General features: G+C 62.1%; 8 protein-coding genes. 7 read left to right on the top strand and 1 reads right to left on the bottom strand.

Annotation, left to right across the window (positions count from 1 at the left end):
* The first annotated feature begins 317 nt into the window (after positions 1-317).
* Positions 318-1,130: an HAD family hydrolase gene (locus HMPREF3149_RS12260; protein ID WP_070538487.1), complete on the top strand. Its 813-nt coding sequence runs from the start codon at positions 318-320 to the stop codon at positions 1,128-1,130.
* A 15-nt stretch (positions 1,131-1,145) separates the two neighbouring features.
* Here HMPREF3149_RS12260 and HMPREF3149_RS12265 read toward each other — a convergent pair whose 3' ends face one another.
* On the bottom strand, positions 1,146-1,835 hold the full coding sequence (locus tag HMPREF3149_RS12265; RefSeq protein WP_070538489.1) for an oxidoreductase: 690 nt from the start codon (positions 1,833-1,835) through the stop codon (positions 1,146-1,148).
* 105 nt (positions 1,836-1,940) lie between these two features.
* On the opposite strand from HMPREF3149_RS12265, the gene HMPREF3149_RS12270 reads away from it, so the two are divergent.
* The 6 genes from HMPREF3149_RS12270 to HMPREF3149_RS12295 all read left to right on the top strand — a co-directional run bounded on the left by HMPREF3149_RS12270 (position 1,941) and on the right by HMPREF3149_RS12295 (position 9,071).
* Positions 1,941-2,435, top strand: coding sequence for a phage holin family protein (locus HMPREF3149_RS12270; protein WP_042528987.1), 495 nt, complete (start codon positions 1,941-1,943; stop codon positions 2,433-2,435).
* 90 nt (positions 2,436-2,525) lie between these two features.
* Positions 2,526-3,428 (top strand): alpha/beta fold hydrolase, encoded by a 903-nt coding sequence (locus HMPREF3149_RS12275; RefSeq protein WP_070538491.1) that lies wholly within the window; start codon positions 2,526-2,528, stop codon positions 3,426-3,428.
* 223 nt (positions 3,429-3,651) lie between these two features.
* Positions 3,652-5,247 (top strand): peptide ABC transporter substrate-binding protein, encoded by a 1,596-nt coding sequence (locus tag HMPREF3149_RS12280; RefSeq protein ID WP_070538493.1) that lies wholly within the window; start codon positions 3,652-3,654, stop codon positions 5,245-5,247.
* A gap of 203 nt (positions 5,248-5,450) precedes the next feature.
* Positions 5,451-6,377: an ABC transporter permease gene (locus tag HMPREF3149_RS12285; RefSeq protein WP_042528981.1), complete on the top strand. Its 927-nt coding sequence runs from the start codon at positions 5,451-5,453 to the stop codon at positions 6,375-6,377.
* Entirely contained in the window at positions 6,370-7,329 is a 960-nt protein-coding gene (locus HMPREF3149_RS12290) for an ABC transporter permease (protein WP_070538495.1), read from the top strand. Before HMPREF3149_RS12285 ends, HMPREF3149_RS12290 begins: the two co-directional genes overlap by 8 nt.
* A complete protein-coding gene (locus HMPREF3149_RS12295) occupies positions 7,329-9,071 on the top strand; it encodes a dipeptide ABC transporter ATP-binding protein (protein WP_070538497.1) in 1,743 nt (580 codons plus the stop codon). Before HMPREF3149_RS12290 ends, HMPREF3149_RS12295 begins: the two co-directional genes overlap by 1 nt.
* The last annotated feature ends 176 nt before the right edge of the window (positions 9,072-9,247 follow it).

The raw sequence follows: 9,247 nt of genomic DNA on the forward strand, positions 1-9,247 counted from the left end.
CGCAAATCCACACGAAATGTCCCTTAAGCCTGAAAACGGGCAACCGCCGTTTCGGCAGAAATAGGTGATGGCCCGCGCCTCGGGGGGGGTGTGCGCGGGCCATCTGTAACCCGGCATCGGGGGGGTGCGCCGGGGCAGGCCGCACTGTATATCGGGGCCTTGCACCACACATTATGGCACGGCTGGGAAAAGATGACAACAGCACGACGCAATATTCCTTGAGAATCTTCTAAGATCGCCTGCCTTCTCCCTCTGTGCGCTGCTAACTGGCTACGATGAGCAGCGTAATCCGCACGCATATTGGCAGGCATTTCTCCATGATTGAACATCCCGTTACCCCCAGCGATAGCACTCGAATCGCTGCGTTCTTCGACTTGGATAAAACCATCATTGCCACCTCCTCGGCCTATGCCTTCGGCCGCGAGTTCATGCATAACGGTCTCATTACGCACACCGAGGCGCTACAACTATCGCTCGCCAAGGCCAGTTATATGCTTGCCGGGCACAGCAGTGAGCACATGGATGCCACCCGCGACCAGCTAGCCGCCATGGTGGCTGGATGGTCGGTCAAGGAGGTCCACGACATCGCGGTGGAGACCATGCACACCGTGGTCACCCCCGCCATTTATGCGGAGGCACGTGCGCTTATCGACGCCCACCGTGCCGCCGGCCACGAGGTGGTGATCATTTCGGCGTCGGCAAGCGTGCTGGTCGAGCCCATCGCACAGGAGCTGGGCATCGAACACGTCGTAGCCACCGAGCTCGCCGAGCAAGACGGCCGCTTCACCGGGGAAATACTGTTCTATTGCAAAGGCGGCGCGAAGGCAGAAGCCTTAGCCCGTATGGCCACGAAGCTCAACGTCGACCCCAATGCATCCTTTGCTTACTCCGATTCCGCCACGGACATCCCGATGCTGGAGCAGGTGGGCCACCCCGTCGCGGTCAATCCCGACCGCCTGCTGAAGAAACATGCAGCGGACAACGGCTGGGAGACGCGCACCTTCAAGCATCCGGTGCCGCTGTTTACCGCGCCCAGCGCCAAAGAGGTGGGCATCGGCTCAGCAGTCGTGGCTGGGGTGGCAGCACTTGTGGTGGGTGGCGTGCTGCTGGCGCGGCAACGCGCGGACTAGGTCTGCGCGTCAGGCTCAGGCCGCGCGAGCAATGCCGTCAGCCTCCTCCGCGCCAGCGGTCCATGCGTCATACAGAAGTGTGAGCAGCTCCGCGGGGCCCTCAGTGTAGGCAGACAGCGCCTCACGGTACGCGGCGCGATGCCGGTTGAGGTAGGTCTCGGGCACGGCGAAACCACGGGGATCAAAGCCGGTGTGGATAGCCGACGCCCGCGCGGCAACGAGGGCCACGACGGTGCTGTTTTCACCGAAGAGCGAGCGCGCGGCAATCTCGGCATGAAGCACCACCGGCAGTAGTCGGTCAAAATCCACGCCGGCGCCGCGCGTGATGAGCTGCGCCAGCGCCTGGGCCACGGCCGAGTCACGTGCGGGACGCCCGGGACCGCCCGCAGCGACGTCGATTCGGGCCAAGACCTGCAGCGGAGCGCGCGCAAAGGTGCGCACGGTGGAGGCCTGCACCTCCGGGGCAAGGAGGGAGTAGGCGCTGACGGTTGGGGGGACTCCGTCAAGCGCGAGCGGCGCGCCGTCGAGCGCCGCACACGCCCGCGCCCCACGCAGCAAGGACTCTGAGGAGATGACCTCGAACTTGCGCAGACCCGCGGGCCGGCGGTGGACTCGGGCGATGGCATCGACCGCCGCAGCAGCACCTTCCTCTACCCCAGATAGGGTCATCAGCGGGGTCAGCGGGTCAGAACTAGGCATACCCATTACAATAACGCCGTACCCATAATTGCGGGCCGCACCACATGAACTCTGAAAAGTTCATTACTATGGCCGATATAGATTGCGACAAAACAGTAGGAGTTTTTAACCGTGAGCAACGACGGACTATTCACTGACGGGTCCAACCAGTTCGCCCCGAAGGTCGACAGCATCCCCTTGAGCGATGCCGACACCTCCCGCCGCGGCGAAGCATCCATCGGCCAGCTGGTCTCCAATGCCACCGAGCAGATGTCCCAGTTGGTGCGCTCCGAGGTTGAGCTGGCTAAGACTGAGCTCGCTGCGTCCGCCAAGAAGGGCGGCATCGGTGCGGGCATGTTTGGCGTTGCCGGCACCGTGGCGCTGTACAGCTCCTTCTTCTTTTTCTTCTTCCTGGCGGAGCTGCTGGCGAAGTGGCTTGACCGCTGGGCTGCCTTCCTCATTGTCTTCCTGATCATGGTGGTCCTCGCCGCCATCGTGGCCTTTATCGGCTTCAAGCAGATCAAGCAGGTGAAGGCACCGGAGAAGACCATTGAGTCCACGAAGGAACTTAAGAAGCTGGTTCCGGGCAAGGCCGAAAAGTCCATCGAGCGCGGCCTCTACACCTAAATCTTTAGGGTCCTTTCTCTCTCCTCCTCCCCGCCCCAAGCGCACAACCTCGCTGTGGGGCGGATTTCGTCTATAGAAAGGCCTGCGGCAATGACCTCCCTGTCCCCCTCCGTGGTGGAACTCGATGGCCCCTTTGAGCATGAGTTTCTCCACACGCGCGGTATCCGCCTCCACGCGGCAACCGCCGGTGATCCGGACAATCCCCTCGTCGTGCTGTTGCACGGATCTTTCGGCGGATGGTTCGACTTTAGGGAGGTCATCGCACTGCTTGCCGACGCCGGCTTCCACGTCGCCGCCCTCGACATGCGCGGCTTCGGCATGTCGGACAAGCCTCCGCTGGAGCCAGGCCAAGACATCCGCGTTGCGGTGGGTGATGTCAGTGGCGTAATCCGAGCGCTGGGGCACGATGACGCCTTCATTGTCGGCACCGATACCGGTGGTGCGGTGGCATGGGCGCTGGCCACCGAGCGCCCTGAGCGTGTGCGCGGGCTGGTTTCGATTTCCGCCGCACACCCAGCAGACCTGCGCCGCGCGGTAGCTGCCCGACCCTGGGATTTCGGGTGGCTTGTGCTGCGTTCGACGCTGTGCCGCTTGGGTTGGCTGCACGCTCCAAGCCTGCTCATGCGGGAGTCCACCTATCGCAGGGAGCTGGATCTTGACGCGTTGGGCTCATTTGCCGGCGAAGAGCGCGAGGAGACGCTGCGTTTAAGGGTTGCGGCCTCCCAGATTGGTAACGTGCGCCGCGGTATTTTGTGGAACCACCGCCTCCGCACGGCCGTGGTGCCCTTGAGCTGGCTCGACCTGACGGTGTCCGCACCGGTGTTGTTCGTCCACGCCGATCAGCTGCTCTGGCGCCCGGTCGCGCGGCGTGCGGCACGACGCTGCCGCGGGGGTTTCACGGCAACAACCATTCCCGGAACCAAGAATCTTCCTTTCTTGGAAAACCCTCATGGATTTACTCAGACACTCCTCCAGTGGATGCGAAGTACGTAACATACACTGACAAGCAGTGCCCTACCCCACACAGGGGGTGGGGTACTTTTTTTATTCTCCGAGGAAAACGCAGGTTGTAGGAAAATATCTAGCGAACTATAGCTTTTATCACAGGGCATATTTTTCGATTCCTTGTATGTAAGGCAAGCCACGCGGTAGCTTCGTAGCAAACCGAAACCACAGGTTTTCTACATCTTTCGCACCACGGAGGTCTAAGACCCACATGACGCTCAAGAAGACGCTTGCCGTCCTTTCTGTCGCTTCCCTGCCGCTCACCCTCGCGGCATGCGGTGGCGATGACTCCAGCTCCGCTTCCGGTTCTGGGGCCGGTGACAATTACGTCATCGTTAACGGCTCCGAGCCGCAGAACCCGCTGATTCCGGCGAACACCAACGAGACCGGCGGCGGCCGTATCGTTGATTCCCTCTACTCCGGTCTCGTCTACTACGACGGCGAGGGCGAAGCACAGAACGAGCTCGCCGAATCCATCGAGCCGAACGAGGACAACACCGAGTTCACCGTCACGCTCAAGGAGTCCACGTTCTCCGATGGCTCCCCGGTCACCGCGAACAACTTCGTTGATGCGTGGAACTACGCCGTAGCGAACGACCAGCTCAATGCGTCTTTCTTCTCCAACATCAAGGGCTTTAAGGAGGGCGTCGAGAAGCTTGAAGGCCTCAAGGTTGTCGATGACCACACTTTCACCATCGCCCTCAACAGCCCTGAGCAGGACTTCCCGGCACAGCTGGGCTACAGCGCGTTCTACCCGCTCCACGAGTCTGCGTACGACGACATGGACGCCTACGGCCAGAACCCAATCACCAACGGCCCATACAAGCTCGCCGAGTGGAACCACAACCAGGACGCCACCGTCGTTCCGAATGAGGAATACAAGGGCGGCCAAACCCCGCAGAACGACGGCATCAAGTTCGTCTTCTACGCCTCCCAGGATGCCGGCTACGCCGACCTGCTCTCCGGCAACCTGGACGTCCTCGATGCCGTCCCGGACTCCGCCTTCGACGTCTACGAGACCGACCTCGGCGAGCGCGCCGTCAACCAGCCGACCGCCGTGTTCCAGTCCTTCACCCTGGGTGAGAACCTCGAGCACTTCTCCGGCGAGGAAGGCGCCCTGCGCCGCCAGGCCATCTCCCACGCCATCAACCGCGAGGAGATCACCGAAACCATCTTCAAGGGCACCCGCACCCCGGCCAAGGACTTCACCTCCCCGGTTCTGCCGGGCTACTCCGAGGACATTGAGGGCAACGAGGTCCTCAAGTACGACCCGGAAAAGGCCAAGAAGCTCTGGGCCGAAGCGGACAAGATCAAGAAGTGGGACAACCCGAGCGTGGAGATCGCCTACAACTCCGACGGCGGCCACAAGAGCTGGGTAGACGCCACCGCCAACTCCATCAAGAACACCCTCGGCATCGAAGCCGTTGGCGCTCCGTACCCGGACTTCAAGTCCCTGCGCGATGAAGTCACCAACCGCACCATCAAGACCGCCTTCCGTACCGGTTGGCAGGCAGACTACCCGAGCCAGGGCAACTTCCTTGCCCCGCTGTACAAGACCGGTGGTTCCTCTAACGACGGTGATTACACCAACCCCGAGTTCGACAAGCTCCTCGAGGAAGCTCTGACCGCCAAGTCTGACGATGAGGCCACCAAGAAGTACAACGAGGCCCAGGCTGTCCTGTTCCAGGATCTGCCGGCCATCCCGCTGTGGTACTCCAACGCCACCGGCGGCTACTCCGAGAACGTCGACAACGTTGTCTTCTCCTGGAAGTCCCAGCCGGTGTACTACAACATCACCAAGAAGTAACGCGCACCGCCGTTCCTTCGCCTGACCCCCGCGGCCCCCGGCAGCGGGGGTCGCCCCGCGTTTTACCCCAGGGTGTGATCCGAAACGCCCTATAGATTTCTCAACGGCATGGATCACACACTAAAATTCTTATGAGCTACGTGGATGCCCTGTTAAGGAGGGCGTCGACAAGCACCTGCCCACAACGAGTAAAGGACCACACTATGCTGCGCTATATCGGGCGCCGAGTGCTCCAGATGATCCCGGTGTTCTTCGGAGCCACCCTGCTCATCTACGCACTCGTCTTCTTGATGCCCGGCGACCCCGTCGAGGCCCTCGGCGGCGACCGCGGCCTCACCGAGGCTGCCCGCGCCCGCATCGAAGCGGAATACAACCTAGACAAGCCGTTCATCATCCAATACCTGCTCTACATCAAGGGCATCTTCATGCTGGACTTCGGCACCACCTTCTCTGGCGTGCCCGTGACCCAGGTGATGGCCAATGCCTTCCCCGTCACCGTCAAGCTCACCATCATGGCGATCATCTTTGAGTCCATCTTTGGCATCTTCTTCGGCGTTGTTGCCGGCATGCGCCGCGGTGGTTTCTTCGATTCCACCGTGCTGGTCATCTCGCTGCTCGTCATCGCCGTGCCGTCTTTCGTCATCGGCTTCGTCTTCCAGTACATCGTGGGCATTAAATGGGGCGTGCTACCGGTGACCGTCGGGGCCAACGCCTCGGTGAAGTCGCTGCTCATGCCCGCCATGGTGCTCGGCGCCCTCTCGCTGGCGTATGTCATCCGCCTGACCCGCCAGTCCGTGGCGGAGAACCTGCGCGCCGATTACGTGCGCACCGCCCGCGCCAAGGGCCTGTCCAACGGCGCGGTGACCCGCCGCCACGTGCTGCGCAACTCCCTCATCCCGGTGGCCACCTTCATCGGCGCCGACATCGGTGCGCTCATGACCGGCGCGATTGTTACCGAAGGCATCTTCGGCATCAACGGCGTCGGCGGCACCATGTACCAGGCCATCTTGCGCGGTGAGCCGACAACGATCGTCTCCTTCACGACGGTTCTGGTGATCATCTACATCATTGCCAACCTGCTTGTTGACCTCCTCTACGCCGTACTTGATCCGAGGATCCGCTATGCCTAACTTCGAGAAAACCACCCATTACCCGGGCCAAGAGCACTTCGTCTCCGAAACCGACGAGACGGGTCTCGGCGCCGTCGACGCTGTCAAGGACGAATCCGCTCCCTCCTCCCAGTGGGGCGAGGCCTGGCGCTACCTGCGCCGCCGCCCACTGTTCTGGATCGCGGCCGTCATGATCCTCGTGGCTGTCCTCATGGCCGTTGTCCCTGGCCTGTTCACCAACACGGATCCTCGCCTGTGCGAGCTGTCCAAGTCCCTCGCCCCTGCAGAGCCAGGCCACCCCTTCGGCTTCAACCGCCAGGGCTGCGACATCTATGCGCGTGTGATTTACGGTGCGCGGGCGTCGGTAGCCGTGGGCGTGCTCACCACCATCCTCGTGGTGATTCTGGGCTCGCTTATCGGCGCCATCGCCGGCTTCTTTGGCGGCTGGATTGACTCTGTACTCTCCCGTATCACGGATATCTTCTTCGCCATCCCGCTGGTGCTGGCCGCCATCGTGGTCATGCAGATGTTCAAGGAGCACCGCACCATCATCACCGTGGTCCTGGTTCTCGGCCTGTTCGGCTGGGTGTCCATCGCCCGCATTACGCGCGGTGCGGTGGTCTCCATCAAGAACGAGGAATTCGTGCAGTCCGCGCGCTCCATCGGTGCGTCGAACTGGCGCATCCTCTTCAGCCACATCCTGCCGAACGCCGCCGCGCCCATCATCTCCTACGCCACCGTGGCACTGGGCACCTACATCGTGGCGGAGGCAACCCTGTCCTTCCTGGGCATTGGCCTTCCGCCGACGTTCGTGTCCTGGGGCGGCGATATTTCTGACGCGCAGGCCTCCCTGCGTGTTGCCCCGGCAGTCCTGTTCTACCCGGCCGGTGCCCTGGGCCTGACCGTGTTGAGCTTCATCATGATGGGTGACGTCGTCCGCGACGCACTCGATCCGAAGGCGAGGAAGCGCTAATGAACCCACTTCTTGAAATGAAGGACGTCCAGATTTCCTTCACCTCTTCCACCGGCGTGGTTGAGGCGGTGCGTGGCGTCAATATGACCATTTACCCGGGCCAGTCCGTGGCCATTGTGGGTGAGTCCGGTTCCGGTAAGTCCACGACTGCCATGTCCATCCTGGGCCTGCTGCCGGGCACCGGTAAGGTCACCGGCGGCCAGATCCTCTTCGAGGGTGAGGACATTACCCACTACAACAACAAGCAGTTCGAGGCGCTGCGCGGTAACAAGATTGGCCTCGTGCCGCAAGATCCGATGTCCAACCTCAACCCGGTGTGGCGCATCGGCACCCAGGTAGAGGAATCCCTCAAGGCCAACAATGTGGTGGAGGGCTCCGAGCGTCACCAGCGCGTAGTGGAGCTGCTGGAGGAGGCCGGGCTTCCCGACGCCGAACGCCGCGCCAAGCAGTACCCTCACGAATTCTCTGGCGGTATGCGCCAGCGCGCGCTCATCGCCATTGGTTTGGCTGCGCGCCCGAAGCTGCTCATCGCCGATGAGCCCACGTCCGCGCTGGATGTGACGGTGCAGAAGACAATCCTGGATCACCTCGAGCACCTCACCGAAGAGCTCGGCAACGCGGTGCTCTTCATTACCCATGACCTGGGTTTGGCGGCGGAGCGCGCGGAACACCTCATCGTGATGCACCGCGGACGCATCGTGGAATCAGGCCCGTCACGTGAGATTCTGCGTTCGCCGCAGCACCCGTACACGCGCCGGCTTGTCGACGCCGCCCCCTCCCTCGCCTCCTCCCGCATCCGCGCCGCCAAGGAGGCCGGCGTGGAGGCCAAGGAGCTTAAGACGGGCGAGGCTAACGCCGCCGAAACCACCGTCGAACCCGGCTCCGCCGTGCCTCTATCTGCCCAGTCGACCGCGCAAGGTGCCGCAGCGTCTGGCGCTGCGGGGCCAGTAATTTCGGTACGCAACCTGACCAAGGAATTCAACATCCGCGGCCAGCGTGGAGAGAAGAAGAACCTCAAGGCCGTCGATGATGTCTCCTTCGACATCCGCAAGGGCACCACGATGGCGCTCGTGGGCGAGTCCGGTTCCGGTAAGTCCACGGTGGCCAACATGGTGCTGGGGCTTTTGGAACCGACCTCCGGAACCATCGAATTCGAAGGACGCGACACCTCGTCGCTGTCCAAGAAGGAGCTCTTCGACCTCCGCCGCAAGATGCAGGTGGTCTTCCAGAATCCCTATGGCTCACTGGATCCGATGTACTCGATTTACAAGTGCATCGAAGAACCCCTAGCGCTGCACAAGGTGGGCTCGCGCAAGGAGCGTGAGGCACGCGTGGCGGAGCTGCTCAACATGGTCTCCATGCCGCGCTCTGCCATGCGCCGCTACCCCAACGAGCTCTCCGGTGGCCAGCGCCAGCGCATCGCCATCGCCCGCGCGTTGGCGTTAAACCCGGAGGTCATCGTCCTTGATGAGGCCGTGTCCGCCTTGGACGTGCTGGTGCAGAACCAGATCATCCAACTGCTGGCGGAGCTGCAGTCTGAGCTTGGCCTCTCCTACCTCTTCATCACGCACGACCTCGCGGTGGTCCGGCAAACTGCCGATGACATCGTGGTCATGAAGAAGGGCCAGGCCGTCGAGCAGGGCACCGCCGATGACATCTTCAACAACGCCCAGCAGGACTACACCCGCAACCTCATCAACTCGGTTCCGGGCATGCACCTAGAAATCGGTACCGGCCACTAACTCAAGCACGCCGTATAACCCGTCAACCATGCTGTGGTTGGCGGGTTTCGGTGTGTGGTGTGGGTGGTTAGCTCGTGTCGGGTGGTTGTTCGGCGGTGAGTCTGGCCACCGCTTGTTGGTATTCGGGTGTGGCGGTAATCGGCAGTCCCCAGGGTGGGATGTAGCCGATGCCGGTG

The sequence above is a fragment of the Corynebacterium sp. HMSC05E07 genome, from assembly GCF_001807225.1.
GTDB lineage: Bacteria > Actinomycetota > Actinomycetes > Mycobacteriales > Mycobacteriaceae > Corynebacterium > Corynebacterium singulare.